The 20,187-nt window shown below is 72.3% G+C and carries 11 protein-coding genes and 1 pseudogene; 2 read left to right on the top strand and 10 right to left on the bottom strand.

Annotation, left to right across the window (positions count from 1 at the left end):
• Together ACIRC0_RS30600 and ACIRC0_RS30595 are read right to left on the bottom strand one after the other, a co-directional pair.
• A partial coding sequence (locus tag ACIRC0_RS30600) for a maltotransferase domain-containing protein (protein WP_403622349.1) occupies positions 1 to 701 on the bottom strand: 701 nt, incomplete at its 3' end.
• Between the two features lie 233 nt (positions 702 to 934).
• Positions 935 to 2,137 (bottom strand): S8 family peptidase, encoded by a 1,203-nt coding sequence (locus ACIRC0_RS30595; protein WP_403622346.1) that lies wholly within the window; start codon positions 2,135 to 2,137, stop codon positions 935 to 937.
• A gap of 408 nt (positions 2,138 to 2,545) precedes the next feature.
• Between ACIRC0_RS30595 and ACIRC0_RS30590 the strand changes: the two genes are divergently transcribed.
• On the top strand, positions 2,546 to 5,170 hold the full coding sequence (locus ACIRC0_RS30590; protein WP_403622343.1) for a glycosyltransferase family 1 protein: 2,625 nt from the start codon (positions 2,546 to 2,548) through the stop codon (positions 5,168 to 5,170).
• An 86-nt stretch (positions 5,171 to 5,256) separates the two neighbouring features.
• Here ACIRC0_RS30590 and ACIRC0_RS30585 read toward each other — a convergent pair whose 3' ends face one another.
• The 7 genes from ACIRC0_RS30585 to ACIRC0_RS30555 form a co-directional block, all read right to left on the bottom strand.
• Positions 5,257 to 5,763 carry a DUF1990 family protein gene (locus tag ACIRC0_RS30585; protein WP_403622340.1) on the bottom strand — a complete coding sequence of 169 codons (507 nt, stop codon included), beginning with the start codon at positions 5,761 to 5,763 and terminating at the stop codon, positions 5,257 to 5,259.
• A gap of 66 nt (positions 5,764 to 5,829) precedes the next feature.
• The gene (locus tag ACIRC0_RS30580) at positions 5,830 to 7,488 is read right to left on the bottom strand and encodes a M4 family metallopeptidase (protein WP_403622337.1); all 1,659 of its coding nucleotides are present in this window, start codon (positions 7,486 to 7,488) and stop codon (positions 5,830 to 5,832) included.
• Between the two features lie 241 nt (positions 7,489 to 7,729).
• Positions 7,730 to 9,772, bottom strand: coding sequence for a M4 family metallopeptidase (locus ACIRC0_RS30575; protein ID WP_403622334.1), 2,043 nt, complete (start codon positions 9,770 to 9,772; stop codon positions 7,730 to 7,732).
• A 348-nt stretch (positions 9,773 to 10,120) separates the two neighbouring features.
• On the bottom strand, positions 10,121 to 11,875 hold the full coding sequence (locus tag ACIRC0_RS30570; protein WP_403622331.1) for an ABC transporter ATP-binding protein: 1,755 nt from the start codon (positions 11,873 to 11,875) through the stop codon (positions 10,121 to 10,123).
• Positions 11,872 to 13,602, bottom strand: a complete 1,731-nt coding sequence (locus ACIRC0_RS30565) for an ABC transporter ATP-binding protein (protein ID WP_403622328.1) — start codon at positions 13,600 to 13,602, stop codon at positions 11,872 to 11,874. Before ACIRC0_RS30565 ends, ACIRC0_RS30570 begins: the two co-directional genes overlap by 4 nt.
• A 50-nt stretch (positions 13,603 to 13,652) precedes the next feature.
• Entirely contained in the window at positions 13,653 to 15,521 is a 1,869-nt protein-coding gene (locus ACIRC0_RS30560) for an ABC transporter ATP-binding protein (protein WP_403622325.1), read from the bottom strand.
• On the bottom strand, positions 15,518 to 17,413 hold the full coding sequence (locus ACIRC0_RS30555; RefSeq protein WP_403622322.1) for an ABC transporter ATP-binding protein: 1,896 nt from the start codon (positions 17,411 to 17,413) through the stop codon (positions 15,518 to 15,520). Before ACIRC0_RS30555 ends, ACIRC0_RS30560 begins: the two co-directional genes overlap by 4 nt.
• A 287-nt stretch (positions 17,414 to 17,700) precedes the next feature.
• On the opposite strand from ACIRC0_RS30555, the pseudogene ACIRC0_RS30550 reads away from it, so the two are divergent.
• Positions 17,701 to 17,884, top strand: a pseudogene (locus tag ACIRC0_RS30550) (response regulator transcription factor); the annotation flags it as partial.
• Between the two features lie 25 nt (positions 17,885 to 17,909).
• On the opposite strand, the gene glgX reads toward ACIRC0_RS30550, so the two are convergent.
• The gene (glgX, locus tag ACIRC0_RS30545) at positions 17,910 to 20,171 is read right to left on the bottom strand and encodes a glycogen debranching protein GlgX (protein WP_403622319.1); all 2,262 of its coding nucleotides are present in this window, start codon (positions 20,169 to 20,171) and stop codon (positions 17,910 to 17,912) included.
• Positions 20,172 to 20,187 lie beyond the last annotated feature (16 nt).

Here is a 20,187-nt window from a genome sequence, read left to right as displayed (position 1 = left end):
ACCACCAACGGCAACGGATCAGAAGACGTCACCAGTTCACGCAACGGATACCGCGCCAGCACCGCATCCACCTCAGGAGTCAACGCCGCCGCGAGGCGGGAGGCGGCCGGGCGGCCGGTGTCGCGCAGGGCACAGGCCGCGGCCAGCAGCACGTCCTGCCCGTCCTCGCCTTCGGGGACGCCGGTGGCCGCGCGCTCGTACAGCCGTGCGCCCTCCTCCAGGACGAGTTCGGTGTCCATTCCCGCGGGGATCTTGATCCCCGCGTGGTGGCGCCAGGTGCTGACCGGATCGCTCCACGCCTCCACGGCGTAGGTCCAGCGGCCCTCGCTCGGCAGGGAGACGGTGGCGCCCCAGCGGTCGGTGCCGGGGGCCAGTTCACGCATCGGTGTCCAGGGTCCCCGGCGGCCTTCGGCGTCGGTGAGGACGACGTTCGCGGCGACGGCGTCGTGGCCCTCGCGGAAGACCGTCGCGGAGATCTCGAACTCCTCACCGACCACGGCCTTGGCCGGGCGTCGGCCGCCGAGGACGAGGGGGCGTACGTCGAGGACGGGGATGCGTCCGAGGACGGGGCCGGTGTCCGGCGCCGGGCTCGGTCCCGCGTCCGAGGCGGGTTTCCGCTGGGCGGGGGGACCGGCGTCGGTGTGTCGTGCGGGGTTGGTGCCAGGTGCCGGGGGTGCCGGCGAGTGGTGCGTCGGGGGCATGACCGCTCCTGTCCGCGTCAACATGTCCGGGCGGATGGGGTGTCGGAAGGTGGGCCGGCGGGGTTACCGGGGGAGCCTTCCCGCAGTACGGGTGGGCATTCCGGCACTTTGTTAACTACTCACGCGTATGTCTACGTTCAAGACCGGCCGCATTCAGTACAGCCAAGAGGACCGGCCCCGCCCGTGACAAGGGGCGAGGCCGGTCAGCGTACGCGTGTCCGGTTAACCGGCGGTCAAGGATTGTCGACCTGGAGCAGCTTGTTGGGCGACCCGATGCCCGCTCCCTTGATCTTCCCGGAGACCGCCCGCCGTACGAGGGCCTGGCTCACCTGCGCCGGGGTGGCCTTGGGATGGCGGGCCAGATAGAGGGCGGCGGCGCCTGCGACGTGCGGTGTCGCCATCGATGTGCCGGAGAGTGTGGCGGTGCCGGTGTCGCTCGTGTTCGAGTCCGAGGTGATCGCCGCGCCGGGGGCGAACAGGTCCAGGCTCGAACCCCAGTTGGAGAAGCTCGCCCTGGCGTCCTTCCGGTCGCTGGCGCCGACCGTGATGGCCTGATCGACCCGGGCCGGGGAGTACAGGCCGGCCACGAGCCCGTCGTTGCCGGCGGCGACCGCGTAGGTGACGCCGGAGGCGATGGAGTTGCGCACGGCCGCGTCGAGCTGGGCGTTCGCGTAGCCGCCCAGGCTCAGGTTGGCCACCGCGGGCTTCCGCGCGTGCTTGGTCACCCAGTCGATGCCGGCGATGACCTGCGCGGTGGTACCGGAGCCGTTGTCGTCGAGGACGCGCACGGCGACGACCTCGGCCTGCTTGGCCACTCCGTACGCGGTGCCCGCGATGGTGCCGGCGACGTGAGTGCCGTGTCCGTTGCCGTCCTGGGCGGTCGCGTCGTTGTCGACGAAGTCCCAGCCGTAGCTCGCCCGGCCGCCGAAGTCCTTGTGCGAGATGCGGATGCCGGTGTCGATGACGTACGCCGTCGCGCCCGCTCCCGCCGGTTCGGGCCAGGTGTAGCCCTTGTCGAGCGGCAGGTTCGGCTGGTCGATCCGGTCCAGGCCCCATGAGGGCGGGTTCTTCTGGTAGTGGTCGAGCGCGACCCGGGTGTCCTGAACGACCGAGGCCACGCGGGAGTCCGCCGCGAGACGCCGGGCCTGCCGCTCGTCGACGGTCACCGCGTAGCCGTTGAGCGCACTGCCGTAGGTGTGGCTGATTCTCGCCCCGTACTTCTCGGCGATGCCCTTGCCGGCGGCCGACAGGGCCTCCGTTCCCCCCTTGAGCGTCACGATGTAGCTGCCGCTGACGGCGCCGGGAGCACCGGCGCCGAGGACGGTTCCTTCCGGGGCGGCCTGCGCGGGCTGTGCGACGGCCGCGAGCGCCGCGACCGTGGCGATGGTGGTCAGACCGCCCGCCCAGCGCAGACGCGCCTTTCTCGTCCGTGCCATGACTCGAGTTCCCCTCCCAACTCGGCGCGGCCCGGCCGCAGTTCGCGACCGGTACGCCGCCTGAAGCCTCTCGTGCGGGGGCGAACCGCCACAAGGTCGCCTATGCGTGGGGAATCGGCCATATCGGGGATGGCGGATGTGTAAAAGTTGCGTTGTTTTTAGGTCGGCCGGGGTGGAGAGTGACGGGTCCGCGTCTCAGCCGGGGACTGACCGCAAACAGCCCGTCCGGCCTTTGAGGAGGCCGTTCAGGCCGATCGGGTGTCTGGGGGACGGAGCCCCCCGGCGGCGGCCGCCGCACTCCCGGATGCCTACGAACCCGGCGGTAACCGCGCGGATGCCGTCGCCGCCACGGCGGAGCGCAGCGTACCGTCGGAGGCGCTACGTACGTCCTCCGTGAAGGTGGAATCCGTGAAGGCCATCCGCAGGTTCACCGTACGTCCCGTCCTCCCCGAAGCCCTCCAGCCGCTGAGCGACCTGGCGCGCAACCTGCGCTGGTCGTGGCATGCGGAGACCCGTGACCTCTTCCAGTCCGTCGACCCCGAGCGGTGGGCCGCCTCGGGCGGTGACCCGGTGCGGCTGCTGGGGAGCGTGCCGCCCGCCCGGCTCGCCGAACTGGCCGAGGACCGCCGCTTCCTGCGCCGCCTCACCGCGGCCGCCGACGATCTGCACGACTACGTCACCGGCGAGCGTTGGTACCAGTCCCAGGACCGGTCCTCCGGCCTGCCCGCCGCCATCGCCTACTTCTCGCCCGAGTTCGGCATCACGGCCGCGCTGCCCCAGTACTCGGGCGGCCTCGGCATCCTCGCCGGGGACCATCTGAAGGCGGCCAGCGACCTCGGCGTCCCGCTGATCGGCGTGGGCCTGCTGTACCGGCACGGCTACTTCCGGCAGACGCTCTCCCGCGACGGCTGGCAGCAGGAGCACTACCCGGTGCTCGACCCGCACGAGCTGCCGCTCACGCCGCTGAGCGAGCCGGACGGCACCCACGCCCAGGTCTGTCTCGGCCTGCCCGGCGGCCGCCGCCTCAAGGCCCGTGTCTGGCTCGCCCAGGTGGGCCGGGTACCGCTGCTGATGCTCGACTCGGACGTGGAGGAGAACGACTTCGGCGAACGGGGCGTCACCGACCGGCTCTACGGCGGCGGCAGCGAACACCGGCTGCTCCAGGAGATGCTGCTCGGCATCGGCGGGGTGCGCGCCGTGCGCACGTACTGCCGGCTGACCGGGCACCCCGAGCCGGAGGTGTTCCACACCAACGAGGGGCACGCGGGCTTCCTCGGCCTGGAGCGGATCGCGGAACTGTGTCAGGGCGGGCTCGACTTCGACTCATCTCTGGAAGCCGTGCGCGCCGGCACGGTCTTCACCACCCACACCCCCGTCCCGGCCGGCATCGACCGCTTCGACCGGGAGCTGGTGGCCCGCCACTTCGGCCCGGACGCCGAGCTGCCGGGCATCGACGTGGAACGGATCCTGCGGCTCGGCATGGAGACCTACCCGGGCGGCGAACCGAACCTGTTCAACATGGCCGTGATGGGGCTCCGCCTCGGCCAGCGCGCCAACGGGGTGTCCCTCCTCCACGGCAACGTCAGCCGGGAGATGTTCTCGGGCCTGTGGCCGGGCTTCGACGCCGACGAGGTGCCGATCACGTCCGTGACGAACGGGGTGCACGCGCCGACCTGGGTGGCACCGGAGGTGTTCCGGCTCGGCGCGCGGCAGATCGGCGCCGAGCGCACCGAGGACGCCATGACGGACGGCGGGCGCGAGCGCTGGGACGCGATCGCGGAGATCCCCGACCAGGACATCTGGGACCTGCGCCGGGTGCTGCGCGAGCAGCTGGTCCTCGAGGTCCGGGAGCGGCTGTACGCGTCCTGGCGGCAGCGTGGTGCCGGAACGGCGGAGCTGGGCTGGATCGACGGCGTCCTCGATCCGGACGTCCTGACGATCGGCTTCGCGCGCCGCGTTCCGTCGTACAAGCGTCTGACGCTGATGCTGCGCGACCCCGACCGCCTGATGGAACTGCTGCTGCACCCCGAACACCCGATCCAGATCGTGGTGGCCGGAAAGGCCCACCCCGCCGACGACGGCGGAAAGCGCCTGATCCAGGAGCTGGTCCGGTTCGCGGACGACCCGCGGGTGCGTCACCGCATCGTGTTCCTCCCCGACTACGGCATGGCGATGGCGCAGAAGCTCTACCCGGGCTGTGACGTGTGGCTGAACAACCCGCTGCGCCCGCTGGAGGCGTGCGGGACGAGCGGGATGAAGGCGGCGCTCAACGGCTGCCTCAACCTGTCGGTGCTCGACGGCTGGTGGGACGAATGGTTCCAGCCGGACTTCGGCTGGGCGATCCCCACCGCCGACGGCGCGGGCACGGACGAGGACCGGCGCGACGACCTCGAGGCCGCGGCGCTGTACGAGCTGCTGGAGCAGCGGGTGGCGCCGCGCTTCTACGAGCGGGGCCAGGGCGGGCTGCCGGACCGCTGGATCGAGATGGTCCGCCAGACTCTCATGCACCTGGGCCCGAAGGTGCTGGCGGGCCGGATGGTCCGGGAGTACGTGGAGCGCCTGTACACCCCGGCGGCCCACGCGCACCGGTCGATGACACCTCGGGCGGCGCGGGAGCTGGCGGGCTGGAAGGCGCGTGTGCGCTCCGCCTGGCCGTCGGTCACGGTCGACCACGTCGAGACGTCGGCCACGACGGCGACGGCGGAGCTGGGTACGACGCTGGTGCTCCGCGTCCGGGTCGGCCTCGGCGAGCTGGGGCCGGACGACGTGGAGGTGCAGGCGGTGGCGGGCCGCGTGGACATGGAGGACCGCCTGGAGGACGCGACACCGGTGCCGCTGAAACCGGCGGGCGGTCCGGATTCCGAAGGCCGCTGGCTGTACGAGGGACCGCTGTCCCTGGACCGCACGGGCCCGTTCGGCTACACGGTCCGGATCCTGCCGTCGCACCGGCTGCTGGCGTCGAGCGCGGAGCTGGGGCTGATGGCGGTGCCGTCGGAGGACGTGGTGGGGGCGGCGGGGGTGCTGATGCGGTAGGGGCCCGCCCAAGCAGAGCACCCGACAGGCAGGTAGTGGGCCGGCGACCGTGCGGCTGCGCACAACCGACTGCGCGGCCGCACGGTTCACTCGTCCGGATCCCCGCACAGCCTCCGCAGCACCGCCCCGCACCGCCGTGCGTACGCGTGCTGGAGACCCCGCGCGGCCGGCCCGCCCGCCCTCGTGTACCACTTGGCGGGCCGGCTGAAGGCCGTGATCGTCAGCCAGACCGTGCCGTCGCCCGTGCGGTCCACCACGAAGGACTCCTCGCCGCACTCCGGGTGGCCCGGCAGCGTGCCGTACGCCCAGCCGGCGCGGCGGGGTTCCTCGAGCGTCCAGACCACGCGGCACGGGGCCTTGATCATGCCGGCCAGGGTGATGGTGACGTCCACCCCCGGGGCCGCCCTGTCCTCGGTGACCGAGAGGCCGACGCCCATCGCCCGGTGCAGCTCCCAGGTCAGAACCGCCTCGGCGGCCCGGCGGAACACCTGTTCGCCCTCGCCGATGCGAGCACGGACGTGCAGCGGGCGGAAGCCCTCGGGGCAGTGGCCGGGCTCGCGGGTGGCGCCGACATCCGCGTAGGTGAAGGACATGCGCCCAGCCTAGGGCGGCCCCCGGCGTGACCTTCCCGCCGGGGGCCGCCGTGTCGGCCGCGCGTGCTAGTTCACGTTGACCGCGGACCAGGCCGCCGCCACCGCGTTGTACTCGGTGCTGCCGGAGCCGTACAGGGCGGACGCCGCGTTCAGGGTCGCCGTGCGGGCGCCCTTGTAGTTCGTCGTCGACGTCATGTACGTGGTCAGCGCCTTGTACCAGATCTGCAGCGCCTTGGCGCGGCCGATGCCGGTGACCGTGGAGCCGTTGTACGTCGGCGAGTTGTAGCTGACGCCGTTGATCGTCTTGGCGCCGCTGCCCTCCGACAGGAGGTAGAAGAAGTGGTTGGCGACACCGGACGAGTAGTGCACGTCCTTGCTGCCGACGCCGGAGGACCAGTAGTCGGCGGAGCCGCCGTCCTTGCTGGGCTTGTCCATGTAGCGCAGCGGGGTGCCGTCGCCGTTGATGTTGATCTTCTCGCCGATGAGGTAGTCACCGGGGTCGGAGGCGTTGTTGGCGTAGAACTCCACGCCGGTGCCGAAGATGTCCGAGGTCGCCTCGTTCAGACCGCCCGACTCGCCGCTGTAGTTCAGGCCGGCCGTGTTGGAGGTGACGCCGTGGCTCATCTCGTGGCCCGCCACGTCCAGCGAAGTGAGCGGGTGGGTGTTGCCGGAGCCGTCGCCGTAGGTCATGCAGAAGCAGCTGTCGTCCCAGAAGGCGTTGACGTACGCGTTGCCGTAGTGGACGCGGGAGTAGGCCGCCTTGCCGTCGTTCTTGATGCCGCTGCGGCCGAAGGTGCTCTTGTAGAAGTCCCAGGTCGCCTGGGCGCCGTAGGCGGCGTCCGCGGCGGCCGTCTGGTCCGTGGACGAGCTGGAGGCCGCCCCCGTGCCCCAGACGTCGTCCGAGTCGGTGAACAGGGTGCCCGTGGAGGAGCTGCTGCTGTGCTTCAGGTTGTACGTCTTGTGGCCGCCCCGCGTGGTGTCGTACAGCTGGTAGGTCGACCCGGACAGGGTGGTGTTCAGGGTGACCGTGCCCGAGTACAGGGTCTTGCCGGTGCCGGTCTCGATGCCCTGGTACTCGTACAGCTTCTTGCCGGTGGCCGCGTCGGTGATGACGTGCAGCTGGTTCGGGGTGCCGTCGTCCTGGAGGCCGCCGACGACCGTCTCGTAGGCGAGGACCGGCTTGCCGCTGCCCGCCCAGATCACCTTGCGGGGCGCGCTGTCGGCGGCGGTCTTGTCCGAGCCCGCGGCCTTGGCGACGGTCAGCGCCTGCTTCTCGGCCTTGGCGGCGGCGATCTGCGGCTTGAGCGAGGCCACCTTGACGGCCGCGCCGCTCGCTCTGGTCACGCCCTCGGTCCTGCCGGACTTGGAGTGGACGACGAGGTCGCCGCCGAGGACCGGAAGGCCGGCGTAGGTGCGCTCGTAGCGGGTGTGGACCGTGCCGTCGACGTCCTTGACGACGTCCTTGACGACCAGCTTCTCCTTGGCGCCGAGGCCTATCTGCCGGGCCGTCTCGGCGGCGTTCTCCTCGGCCTTCGCGATGAGCGAGGTGCGGGCCGCGGCGGACAGGTAGGTCGGGGCGGCGGCGAGGGGCGCCTTGCCGGCGGAGGCGGCCTGGGTCTGGGCCGAGGCGTTCGCGGTCAGGCCCGTGGTGAGGAGGGCTCCGGCGGCGACGGCGGTGGCGATGGCCAGCGTGGTGCGCTGGTGACGCGCGTAGCGGGGAGTCACACAAGCTCCTTCTGTGGGGGATTCCGGGCGGCGTGGGGTTACCGGCCGGATCGGTTGTGAAGTTGCGGTGCATGTGCGGCAGCTGTGGAAGCGTGCCACGAGGTCGCGTACATGTCAGGACCTCGAAGTGATGTTGGCCAAAAGTCGACTCGCAGGTGAACGTTGCGGGCATGTAAACGGGTCCGTCCCCGAGGTGGCCCACCTCGGGGACGGTGCCCTGTCCGCGCTGCTCAGGGGCGGTTTACGGGAAGGTCAGCTTCCAGCTGTTGAGCGTGCCGACGTCCTGCGCCGCCTGGTCCTGGACCTTCAACTTCCAGGTGCCGTTGGCCGTTTCGGAGGAGGCGTTGACCGTGTAGGTCGCCTTGACGTTGTCCGCCGAGTCGGAGGAGCTGAAGTTCTTCACGCGGTAGGAGGTGCCCGAGGGGCCGACCAGATCGATCACCAGGTCGCCGCGCCAGGTGTGCGTGATGTCGACGGTCACCTGGAGGTTGCTCGGCGCGTTTCCGGTCCTGCCGGAGACGGTGATCGACGATGTGATGGCGGGTCCGTTGTCCGGGATGGAGACCGGGGTCGTGTTCTCGTACGACGTGCCACCGCCGCCGCCACCGCCCGAGCGCGACCCGACCGCGACGGCCGCCCAGGCGTCCTGCACCGCCTTGTACTCGGCGCTGGAGGTGCCGTACAGCTCACCCGCCGCGGCGAGCGTGCCGGTGCGGGCGCCGGCGTAGTTGGTGGTCGAGGTGAACTTCGTGGTCAGCGCCCGGTACCAGATCTGCAGCGCCTTGTCCCGGCCGATGCCGGTGACCGGAAGCCCGTCCGACGTCGGCGAGTTGTAGCTCACCCCGCCGATGACCTTTGCGCCGCTGCCCTCCGACAGGAGGTAGAAGAAGTGGTTCGCCACGCCCGACGAGTAGTGGACGTCGAGGTTGCCCACGCCCGAGTACCAACTGTCGGCGGAGCCGCCGTCCTTGCTGGGCTTGTCCATGTAGCGCAGCGGGGTGCCGTCGCCGTTGATGTCGATCTTCTCGCCGATGAGGTAGTCACCGGGGTCCGAGGCGTTGTTGGCGTAGAACTCCACCCCGGTGCCCATGATGTCGCTGGTCGCCTCGTTCAGACCGCCGGACTCACCGCTGTAGTTGAGCCCCGCGGTGTTGGAGGTGACACCGTGGCTCATCTCGTGGCCCGCCACGTCGAGGGAGGTCAGCGGGTCGGCGTTGCCGGAGCCGTCCCCGTAGGTCATGCAGAAGCAGCCGTCGTCCCAGAAGGCGTTGACGTACGCGTTGCCGTAGTGGACCCGCGAGTAGGCCGCCTTGCCGTCGTTCCTGATGCCGCTGCGGCCGAAGCTGCTCTTGTAGAAGTCCCAGGTGACGGCCGCACCGTAGTGGGCGTCGGCGCCCGCGGTCGCGGCGTTGGACGTGGTGCCGTTGCCCCAGGTGTCGTTCGACTGTGAGAACAGCGTGCCGGTGCCGGAGGTGCCTCGGTTGAGGTTGTACGTCTTGTGTCCGCCGCGCGCGCCGTCGTTCAGCGTGTACGTCGACCCGGACTGCGTGGTGGTCAGGGTGACCTGGCCGCTGTACTGGGTGTTGCCGATGCCGGTCTCGACGCCCTGGTACCGGTAGAGCTCCTTGCCGGTGGCGGCGTCGGTGATGACGTGCAGTTCGTTGGGCGTGCCGTCGTCCTGGAAGCCCCCGACGACCGTCTCGTACGCCAGCACCGGCTTGCCGCTCGCCGCCCAGATCACCTTGCGGGGCGCCTGGTCCGCGCCGGTCTTGCTCGAGCCCGCGGCCCGGGCCACGGACAGCGCCTGCTTCTCCGCCTTCGCGGGGGCGATCGCGGGGGTCAGCGTGGCGACCTTGAGCGCGGCCTGCGTGGCCTTGACGACCTTCTGCGGCGCCCCCGACTTGCCCGTGTCGACGACCAGGTCGCCGCCGAGGACCGGAAGGCCGGCGTAGGTGCGCTCGTAGCGGGTGTGGAGCGTGCCGTCGCCGTCCTTGACGACGTCCTTGACGACCAGCTTCTCCTGGGAGCCGAGGCCGATCTCCCTGGCGGTGTCCGCCTTCGCCGCGTCGGCGTCGCGGATCAGCTCGGCGCGCTGCGAGGGGGAGAGCTTCAGGGCCGCGTGGGCGGGGTCGAACTTCCCGGCGGCGGGGCCGGCCGGTGCGGCGCTCGCGGCGCCCGACTGGACGGCGGCGGCGAGCAGGGCCGAGACGCCGACGAGGGCGACGGCGGCGGCGCGGCGGGAGGGGGTGTGGGAGGTGCGTCTGCGAGAGGAACTGCTTCTCAACACTGACTCCTTCTGCGTGGCCGCGGGTCGCGCGGCCAGGGGAGGCCGGACGGAGGGTGGGCCGTCCGGGCAGAACAGGGGCGGAACGCGGAACCAGGTGCGGGTGCGCAGTGCGTGAAGGGTGTCTCGGCCCGGCACAGCGGCCGAAGCTGTGGGGTAGCTGTGGAGGGCCGTGGGAAGCGTGGCAGAGAGCCAAGTAATTGTCAGGATCTCGTCAATAAGTTGGCTGGAAATCGTTCGTTGGCCGGTTGGTCACGTCCGATATACGGACTGTTCAGCCGATGTTGGAGAGATCGCCGGGTGGAGGCATTCGGCGGGCGGCGGCGTACGACGGCTGGACGCGTGGCCCTACGGCGCGCCCTCGCCGTGCCACGTCCGCCACAACGCCGCGTACGGCCCTTCCGCCGTCACCAGGTCCTCGTGCGTGCCCAGTTCCGTCAGGCGGCCGTCCTCCATCACCGCCACCCGGTCCGCGTCGTGGGCCGTGTGGAGGCGGTGGGCGATCGCGATGACCGTGCGGCCCTTGAGGACCGCCGCCAGTGCGCGCTCCGTGTGGCGGGCCGTCGTCGGATCCAGCAGGGCCGTGGCCTCGTCGAGGATCAGCGTGTGCGGGTCGGCCAGCACCACCCGGGCCAGGGCCAGTTGCTGGGCCTGTGAGCCGTCCGTGCGGCAACCCGCCGGCCCGAGCTCGGTGTCCAGGCCGTCCGGCAGCTCCCGCACCCAGTCGGCGGCGCCCACCGCGGCGAGCGCCGCCCACAGCTGCTCGTCCGTCGCGGACGGTTCGGCGACCCGCAGGTTGTCGCGGACCGTGCCGAGGAAGACATGGTGCTCCTGGGTGACGAGGACGACCTGGCGGCGCAGCCGCTCCGGCCCCAGGTCCGCGACCGGCACACCGCCCACCGTCACCGAGCCCCCGGTCGGCGCGTCGATGCCGGCCAGCAGCCGGCTCAGGGTGGTCTTGCCGGCGCCGGAGGGGCCGACCACCGCCAGCCGTTCCCCCGGCCGCACGGTCAGGTCCACCCCGCGCAGCACCTCGCCCCCGCGGTCGTAGGCGTAGCGCGCGTCCGTCACGTCGATCCGGTCGTCCGCCGGGACGGCCGGTGTGCCCTCCGGGTCGGCCTGCGGAGCCCGGGCGAGCCCCTCCACCCGGGCGAAGGACGCGCCGCTGCTCTGCAACTGCTCGACCCGCATCAGGATCTCGTCCAGCGGTGAGCTGAACTGCTGCAGATACACCGCCGCGGCCACCACCGACCCCAGGCTCATCACCCCGTGCGCGTGCAGCACCCCGCCGGCCAGCAGCACCCCGGCCACCGGGAGGACATAGGAGACCTCCACCACCGGGAAGAACACGGACCGCAGGGACAGCGTGTACAGGCGCCGGCGCCGGGAGACGTCCAGCGCGTCCCGGCTCGTCGCGACCCGCCGCTCCTGCAACCGGAACGCCTCCACCGTGCGCGCCCCGGACGCCGTCGCCGCCACGATCTCCGCGACCTGGGAGTTCGCCTCGCCCTCGGCGAGGTAGCCGTGCCTGGCCCGGCGCAGATACCAGCGCAGCACGCACCAGATGGGCATCAGGGCGAACACGCCGATCGCGCCGAGCAGCGGGTCGAGCGCGAAGACCGCGCCCAGCAGGAACAGCGCCTGCACGGTGTTGATCAGCAGCTCGGGGCCGGCGTCGCGCAACGTGGTGCCCACGGTGGCCACGTCGGCCGTGCCGCGCGCGGTCAGGTCCCCGGTGCCGGCCCGCTCCACCACGGACGCGGGCAGCGCGAGGACCCGGTCGACGAACTCCTCGCGCACGCGGGCCAGCGTCCGCTCCCCGAAGCGGTGCCCCACGTACCGGGCCCAGCGCGACAGCAGCAACTGCGCCAGCGAGCACAGCAGGATGCCGAGCGCCAGGCGGTCCACCGCACCGACGCCGCCCCCGGACCGGACCTCGTCGACGATCCGCCCGAGCAGCCACGGCCCGGCGAGCCCGGCCCCGGACGCCGCCGCGTTGAGGGCCAGTACGGCGGCGAAGGCCCGCACGTCGGCCCGCACCAGCCGGACGGCGGCCCGCCGCACGTCGACGGGTCCGGCCACGGGCAGCTGTCCCCGGCTCACGCCACGACCTCCTCGGCATCGGCGGTGTCGTCGTCCCGCGCCACCAGCGCCCGGTAGCCCGGCTCCGTCTCCAGCAGCCGCCGGTGGCTCCCGGTGGCCGCGACCTTGCCGTCGACCAGGTAGTGGACGGTGTCCGCGCGGTCCAGGACCAGCGGGGAGGTGGTGGTCACCACGGTCGTACGGCCCTCGCGCGCCTCCCGCAGCCGCTGCGCGACCGCGGCCTCGGTGTGCGCGTCCAGCGCCGACGTGGGCTCGACGGCCAACAGCACCTCCGGGTCGGCGAGCAGCGCCCGCACGAGCCGGACGCGCTGCCGCTGGCCGCCGGACAGGTTGCGTCCCTGCGCGTCGATCGCCGAGCCGAGCCCGTCCGGCAGGCCCTGCACGATGTCGTCGGCGACAGCGGCGTGCACCGCCCGCCCGATCGCCGCGTCGCCGACGTCCTGCGACTCCCGGGCGCCCGCGACCAGTTCGCGCAGCGTCCCGGCGAACAGGTCGGCCTCGTTGTCGGCGACGAGGATCCGCTCCCGCACCTGTGACAGCGGGATGTCGTCCAGGCGCACCCCGCCCCAGGTCGCCTCCGACGTAACGTACCGGCCCAGGCGGTCGACGACCGCCGCGGTGTCCGCGGGCCGCGCCCCGGCCAGGGCGGTCAGCCGCCCCGGCGGCACCCGCACCCCGGACTCCGGGTCGTGCAGCACGGACGGCTCCGGCGGAGCGTCGCGCGTGCCGTCGTCCGGCTCCGGCTCCAGCCGCAGCAGCCGTACGACGCGCCGGGCGGCCACCACGCCACGGCTGAGCTGGTAGCCGCACTCCAGGAAGAACGCCACCGGACGCACGATCACGGCGACATACCCGTACACCGCCACCAGCTCACCCACGGTGATGTCCCCCCGGGCGGCCAGCCGCGCCGCGAGCCAGGTCACGACGGCGAGGAACAGCGTCGGCAGCCCCACCCCGAGCGCCTGCATCCAGCTGGTCACCGACCCGACCCGGTACCCCTGCTCCCGCAGCCGCTGGGAGTCCTGGCGGAAGGCGTCGGCGAACAGCCCCTTGCCACCGAGGCCGTTGAGGACCCGCAGCCCGCCCGCGAGGTCGCCGATCCGGGCGGTCAGCACGCCCTGCCGCTCCCGGTACTCCGCCTCCGTGCCCTGCAACCGCCCCATCAGCGGCCCGACGATCAGGGCGATCACGGGCACGCCGAGCAGCACGACCGCGGCGAGCCGCACGGAGACCGACAGCAGCAGCCCGGCGACCACCAGGTACGCGACGACCGCGCCGACGCCGGGGCCCACGACGGTCAGGGCGCCGGCGATCGTGTGCACGTCGCCCACGCCGATCGTGACCACCTCACCGGCCCCGGCCCGCCGCGGCAGCGCGGCCCCCAGCCGGACCGCGTGCCCCACGACCAGCTTCACCGTGCGGAAGTTGGCGTCCATCCGCACCCGGGTCATCACGCGGTGCCGCATGATGCTCAGCCAGGCGTTGAACGCCCCGACCGCGAACAGCGCCGTGGACCACCCGGCGAGGGCGCCCATGTCACCCGGCCGAAGACCCTCGTCGACCGCACGGGCCATCAGGTACGGCGTCGCCGCCAGCAGCACCATCCAGACGCTGCCGAGCAGCGCCCCCGTGACGGACCGCCCCGGCTGCCGGGTCACCAGCCACCACAGGTACCGCCAGCCGCCACGACAGTCGGGCTCGCCGGGATCCTCGTACGTGTCGATCATCCGTCCCCGTCTCCCCGTCTCCCCGTCTCCCCGTTCGCCTCGGAAGGCGCTCACGCCAGGCTGTCCCGCCAGGCCCGGTGCAGATCCGCGAACCGTCCCGTCCCCGCGATCAGTTCCGCCGGGCTGCCGTCCTCGACGATGCGGCCGCCCTCCATCACGAGCACCCGGTCGGCGATCTCCACCGTCGACAGCCGGTGCGCGATCACCACGGCCGTACGGCCCCGCAGCACCGTCTCCATCGCCCGCTGCACGGCCCGTTCGCCCGGGACGTCGAGGGAACTGGTCGCCTCGTCGAGGATCAGCACCGCAGGGTCGGCAAGCAACGCCCGGGCGAACGCGACGAGTTGCCGCTGCCCGGCCGAGATGCGGCCGCCGCGTTTGCGGACGTCGGTGTCGTAGCCCTCCGGCAGCGCGGCGATGAAGTCGTGCGCGCCGATCGCCTTCGCCGCCCGCTCCATCTCCTCGCGGGTCGCGTCAGGGCGGCCGATCGCGATGTTCTCGGCGACCGTCCCGGAGAACAGGAACGCCTCCTGGGTCACCATGACCACTGAGCGCCTGAGGTCGGGCAGCGCGAGGTCGTGCAGGTCCACGCCGTCCAGCAGGACGCGGCCGTCGGTGGGGTCGTAGAAACGGGCCAGCAGCTTGGCGAGCGTCGACTTGCCCGCGCCGGTCGCGCCGACCACCGCCACCGTCTGCCCGGCCGGCAGGGTGAGCGAGAAGCGCGGCAGCACCTCGCCGCCCGTGCGGTACGCGAACCGGACCTCCTCGAAGACCACCTCGCGGCCCGGCCGGTCGCCCTTCAGCGGCGGAAGCTCGCTGGGATGGGCCGGCTCCGGCACCGACGGCCTCTGCGCCAGCAGCCCCGCGATCTTCTCCAGCGAGGCCGCGGCCGACTGGTAGGAGTTCAGGAACATGCCGAGCCGGTCGATGGGGTCGTACAGCCGCCGCAGGTACAGCACCGCAGCCGCCAGGACACCCAGCGCGAGGGAGCCCTCCGCCACCCGGTACGCGCCCCACAGCACGATTCCGGCCACCGCCGTGTTGGCCACCAGACGGGAGCCGGTGACATAGCGGGCCATCTCCAGGAGCGCGTCGCCGTTGGTCCGCTCGTGCCGCCGGTTCAGGACGCGGAAGTCGGCGTCGTTGGCCTCCTCCCGGCGGAACGCGCGCACCGGGCGGATGCCGTTCATGGTCTCCGCGAACTTCACGATCACCGCGGCGATCGCGGTCGACCGCCTGCGGAAGACCCGTCCCGCCCGGCGCCGGTAGAGCCGCACCAGCCCGTACAGCGGCACCATGGAGGCCACCGCGACCGCGCCGAGGCCCAGGTCGAGCCAGAGCAGCATCGCCGAGATGAAGACGAACGACAGGATGACCGTGACCAGTTCCTGAAGGCCCTCGCTGAGCAGTTCGCGCAGCGACTCGACGTCCGTCGTGGACCGCGAGATCAGCCGGCCCGAGGTGTAGCGCTCGTGGAAGTCGATGCTCAGCGCCTGCGCGTGGCGGAAGATGCGGCCGCGCAGGTCGAGCAGTACATCCTGGTTGACGCGGGCGGAGGCGATCGTGAACGCGTACTGCAGGACACCGGAGGCCGCGGCGGACAGCAGGTAGCCGACCGCCACCGCGATCAGCGGTCCGTGGTCGCCGTGCCGGAACGCCGGTACGGCGCGGTCGATGGCGTACGCCACCAGCAGCGGGCCCACCTGCACCGCCGCCTGCTGGAGCAGCAGCAGGACGCAGGTCAGGGCGGTTCGGGCCCTGAGCGGGGCGAGCAGCGAGCGCAGCAGCGCGGCGGTGGCTCCCGGGGGCGTGGGGAGGGCGTCGCGGTCGAAGGGGTCGTCGGAGGCGGCGGGGTCCGGGGCGGGTCCCTCCCGGTCCTGTTCCTCGTCGTTCGGCGCGGTCGTCGTGGGCGCCGTCATCGGGCCTCCTCGCTGTCCTGGGGGTGTGCGGCGTCTCCGGACATCAGATGGGCGTACTCGGCGTTGGTGCGCAGCAGTTCCTGGTGGGTGCCGACGGCGGCGATACGGCCGCCGGAGAGCAGGGCGACGCGGTCGGCGAGCAGGACGGTGGAGGGGCGGTGCGCGACGACCAGGGCGGTCGTGCCGTCCAGCACGCGGCGCAGGGCGACCTCCACCGCGGCCTCGGTGTGCACGTCGAGGGCGGAGAGGGGATCGTCCAGGACGAGGAAGCGGGGGGTGCCGACGACGGCGCGGGCCAGCGCGAGGCGCTGCCGCTGGCCTCCGGAGAGGCTGAGGCCCTGCTCGCCGACCTGGGTGCGGGTGCCGTGGGGGAGGGCGTGGGCGAAGTCGGCCTGGGCGACGGCGAGGGCGCGCTCCAGCTCCTCCTCGCCGGCGGTGTCGGGGGCGCCCATGAGGACGTTGGCGGCGACGGTGGCGGAGAAGAGGGTGGGTTCCTCGAAGGCGACGGCCACCTTGGAACGGAGCTCTTCTCGGGACATGGCGGTGATGTCGACTCCGTCGAGGGTGATGCGTCCCGAGGTCACCTCGTGCAGGCGGGGGATGAGCGCGGTGAGGGTGGTCTTGCCGCTGCCGGTGGCTCCTACCAGGGCCATGGTCTCGCCGGGGCGGACGTGGAGGTCGATGCCGTCGAGGATCGGCTGGGAGTCGGTCGGTGCGTCGGGGTAGCGGAAGGAAACGTTGTCGAACCGCAGGCCGTCGGGTTGCTCGGTGCTGGTGCTGCCCGGAGGTCGGTTCCGCAGCGCGGTGGTCCGCGGTCCCTCCCCCACTGCCTCGACGGCCTGGGAGGTGGCCCCGGCGCCCGCCGGTGCCGCCCCGGCGGCACGACTGCCCGCAGCTACCTCCGGCTCCTCGTCCATCACCTCGAAGTACCGCTCCGTGGCCGTCGCCGCCTCCTGGCTCATCGCCAGCAGGAAGCCGATGGACTCCACCGGCCACCGCAGCGCGAGAGCCGTGGAGAGAAAGGCCACCAGCGTTCCCGCCGACAGCCCGCCGTCCGCGACCTGCACCGCCCCGACGACCAGCGCCGCCCCGAGGGCCACCTCCGGCAGCGTCACGATGACCGCCCAGATCGCCGCCAGCAGCCGCGCCTTCGCCAGCTCCGTCCCGCGCAGCGTCCGCGACAGCTCCCGGAACGCCCGGGCCTGGCTGCGGTGCCGCCCGAACCCCTTGATGATGCGGATGCCGAGCACGCTCTCCTCGACCACGGTCGTCAGGTCGCCCACCTGGTCCTGTGCCTGCCGCGCCACCAGCGCGTACCGCCGCTCGAACACCGCGCACATCACGACGACCGGGATGCCGGGCCCCAGGACGACCAGTCCGAGGGTCCAGTCCTGGAGCAGCATGATGACCACACCCACCAGGATCGTCACGCCGTTCACCAGCAGGAACGTCAGCGGGAACGCCAGGAACTGACGCAGCAGCATCAGATCCGTCGTGCCCCGGGACAGCAACTGCCCGGACGCCCACCGGTCGTGGAAGGCGACCGGCAGCCGCTGCAGATGCCGGTACAGATCCGCCCGCATCTCCGCCTCGACGCGCGACAGCGGCCGCGCCACCAGCCACCGCCGCACCCCGAACAGCCCGGCCTCGGCGATCCCGAGCAGCAGCAGGTACAGCGCGCCGAGCCACACCCCCGCCGGGTCCCGGTCGGTGACGGGACCGTCCACCATCCACTTCAGGACGAGCGGGATCACGAGTCCCACGCAGGAGGCGACGATCGCGACGAACGCCGCGGTGAACAGCCGCAGCCGCACCGGGCGCACATACGGCCACAGGCGCAGCAGTGTGCGGACGGCGGAACGGTCGCTGGTGGTTGCACGTGTCGTCGGCATCAGTGCGAGCCTACGGATCGGCACTGACACTGCCCACCGAGTTTCGGCCCGCCCGAGGTCCACCGCTGGTCCTACGACCTGGGTGTTCGAGGAGCCGTACGATCCGGCGGCCACGCGGTCGTATCACCCCGTCAGCCGATCGGTTGATGCTCCTTCGAGCGGGACGGCCGATGTGCCGGACCCGGTCCGCCCGAGAACCTCGATGCATGACCAGCATGACCCGGACGACCGGGCAACCCGTCATCGAAGTCGACGCTCTGCGCAAGTCCTACGTGGTGAGGACGAGGACGGCCCGCGAACGGGAGGCTGGCGCTCGTCGCCAAGGGCACCTCCAACCGCGAGATCGCCCGCGTCCTGTTCATCAGCGAGGCCACCGTCAAGACCCACCTCACGCACCTCTACGCCAAGCTCGGCGTCAACGACCGCGCGGCGGCGGTGGCGGTGGCCTACGACCGGGGGATCCTCGGCTGACGGCCGCAGAGTCCGGGTCAGGCCCTCAGCCGGCGACCTTCAGCAGCAGCACCGCCCGGGCCGGCACCGTCACCGTCGCGCCCGCCCGGTACTCCGTCCCCGGCGCCTCCGCCTGTTCCTCGCGGGCGGTGTCCACGACCAGTTCGTAGCGCCCGGCCCACGGCGACCCCGGCAGCACGAAGCTCACCGGGCGGTCCCCGGCGTGCAGCACCGCGAGAAAGCTGTCGTCCACCACGGGTGCGCCCCGGGCGTCCCGGCCCGGTATGTCCCGGCCGGACAGATACATGCCGAGGGTCGCGGCGGGCGCGTACCAGTCGCGTTCCGTCATCTCCGCCCCGCGCGGCGTGAACCACGCCAGGTCCCTCAGGCCGTCCGCCGCCTGCGGTCGCCCGGAGAAGAACGCCCGGCGGCGCAGCACCGGATGGCGGTGGCGCAGCGCTATCAGACGGGACGTCAGGTCGAACAGCGCCCGCCAGCCGGGGTCGGCCGGCAGGCTCCAGTCCACCCAGCCGATCTCGTTGTCCTGGCAGTAGGCGTTGTTGTTGCCGCGCTGGGTGCGGCCCATCTCGTCGCCCGCGACCAGCATCGGCACGCCCGTCGAGAGCAGGAGGGTCGTCAGGAGGTTCCGCAGCTGCCGGCGCCGCAACGCCCGTATCCGCTCGTCGTCGGTGTCGCCCTCCGCGCCGCAGTTCCATGAGCGGTTGTCGTCGGACCCGTCGCGGTTGCCCTCGCCGTTGGCCTCGTTGTGCTTGCGTTCGTACGACACCAGGTCGCGCAGGGTGAAACCGTCGTGCGCGGTGACGAAGTTGACCGAGGCGTACGGGCGGCGGCCGCCCCACGCGTACAGGTCGCTCGACCCCGACAGGCGGTACCCGAGGTCCCGCACGTCCGGCAGCGCGCCCCGCCAGAAGTCCCGTACGGCACCCCGGTAGCGGTCGTTCCACTCCGTCCACAGCGGGGGGAACGCCCCGACCTGGTAGCCGCCCGAGCCCACGTCCCACGGTTCCGCGATCAGTTTGACCCGGCGCAGCACCGGGTCCTGGGCGATGACCGCGAGGAACGGGGAGAGCATGTCGACGTCGTGCATCGACCGCGCGAGCGCCGCCGCCAGGTCGAAGCGGAAGCCGTCCACGCCCATCTCCGTCACCCAGTAGCGCAGCGAGTCGGTGATCAGGCGCAGCACCTGCGGCTGCACCACGTGCAGCGTGTTGCCGCAGCCGGTGTAGTCCGCGTAGCGGCGCGCGTCGGACTGCAGCCGGTAGTAGCCGCGGTTGTCGATGCCCTTCAGCGACAGCGTCGGGCCCAGCTCGCCCGCCTCCGCGGTGTGGTTGTAGACCACGTCGAGGATCACCTCGATCCCGGCCGCGTGCAGCGCCTTCACCATGCGCTTGAACTCGCCGACCTGCTGGCCGGCGGTGCCGGTGGAGGCGTAGGCGGCGTGCGGGGCGAAGTAGCCGATCGAGTTGTAGCCCCAGTAGTTCCTCAGGCCACGGCGCAGCAGGTGGTCCTCGTGCGCGAACTGGTGCACGGGCAGCAGCTCGACGGCTGTCACGCCCAGCTTCACCAGGTGCTCGACCGCCGCCGGGTGCGCGAGGCCGGCGTAGGTGCCGCGCAGCTCCTCGGGGATGTCCGGGTGCAGGCGCGTGAAGCCGCGCACGTGCAGCTCGTAGATCACCGAGTCCGCCCACGGCGTCTTCGGGCGGTGGTCGTCCGCCCAGTCGTCGTCATCGTGCACCACGACGCCCTTGGGGACATGCGGCGCGGAGTCCCGGTCGTCGCGCACGGTGTCGGCGACGTGCTGGTCGGGCCAGTCCCGCACGTGCCCGTACACCTCCGGGGGCAGGGAGAACTCCCCGTCGACCGCGCGCGCGTACGGGTCGAGGAGCAGCTTCGCCGGGTTCCAGCGGGCGCCGGTCCACGGGTCCCAGCGGCCGTGCACCCGGTAGCCGTACCGCTGCCCCGGCATCACGCCCGGGACGAAACCGTGCCATATCTCGTGCGTCAGTTCGGTCAGCCGGACCCGGGTCTCCCGGCTCTGCGGACCCGGTCCGTCGAACAGGCACAGCTCGACCGCCTCCGCGCCCCCCGCCCACAGCGCGAAGTTGGTGCCCGCGACCCCGTCCGGGCCGGCCCGGAAGCGCGCCCCGAGCGGGGTCGGCGCACCCGGCCACACGGGCACCGTGGGCACCGGGCGCCGCCTGCCGTTCAGCACGGCGGCGGAGCGCGCGGACCGTCCCTCGCCCGCCCGCTCCTCCTGCACTGCCTCCTGCTCGGCTGCGCTGGACACGTACACGCCTCCCGCG

The sequence above is a fragment of the Streptomyces sp. NPDC093984 genome (assembly GCF_044764595.1).
In the GTDB taxonomy this organism is placed as follows: domain Bacteria; phylum Actinomycetota; class Actinomycetes; order Streptomycetales; family Streptomycetaceae; genus Streptomyces; species Streptomyces cynarae.
This window is presented reverse-complemented; position numbering and strand designations above follow the sequence as displayed.

Excerpts from the sequence above, each read along its gene's own strand:
- ACIRC0_RS30595 (WP_403622346.1), bottom strand. The coding sequence starts at position 2,137 with ATGGCACGGACGAGAAAGGCGCGTCTGCGCTGGGCGGGCGGTCTGACC.
- ACIRC0_RS30585 (WP_403622340.1), bottom strand. The coding sequence starts at position 5,763 with ATGTCCTTCACCTACGCGGATGTCGGCGCCACCCGCGAGCCCGGCCAC.
- ACIRC0_RS30565 (WP_403622328.1), bottom strand. The coding sequence starts at position 13,602 with ATGATCGACACGTACGAGGATCCCGGCGAGCCCGACTGTCGTGGCGGC.
- ACIRC0_RS30560 (WP_403622325.1), bottom strand. The coding sequence starts at position 15,521 with ATGACGGCGCCCACGACGACCGCGCCGAACGACGAGGAACAGGACCGG.
- ACIRC0_RS30555 (WP_403622322.1), bottom strand. The coding sequence starts at position 17,413 with ATGCCGACGACACGTGCAACCACCAGCGACCGTTCCGCCGTCCGCACA.